The organism is Pseudomonas sp. SIMBA_068 (assembly GCF_046534705.1).
Classification (GTDB): Bacteria; Pseudomonadota; Gammaproteobacteria; order Pseudomonadales; family Pseudomonadaceae; genus Aquipseudomonas; species Aquipseudomonas putida.
On sequence record NZ_JAWRYI010001354.1, the window covers coordinates 1 to 245 of the forward strand.

General features: G+C 60.8%; 1 protein-coding gene. It reads right to left on the reverse strand.

All coding sequences use genetic code 11. The annotated features are described in order from the left end of the window. Positions 1-245: LysR substrate-binding domain-containing protein (locus SB756_RS34025; protein WP_410913751.1), on the reverse strand; the 245-nt coding region annotated here is incomplete at both ends.

Here is a 245-nt window from a genome sequence, read left to right on the forward strand (position 1 = left end):
CGGCGCAAATGCAGGCAATCATCCGCTCGCAGCCCAGGTACTGGAAATACTCCAGGGCATTCACGCTCAACCCGGCAAAGGCCACGCCGACGCTGACCCGGCCACTGTGCAAAAGGTGCAGCACGTCATCCTGGGGAGCACTGAGCAGCTCGACTTCCAGCAGCGGATAACGCTCGGCAATCAGCTTGATGGCGGCCAGTACCCGTTGCTTGTCGATGTCATCCACCACCGCGATCGACAGCTTG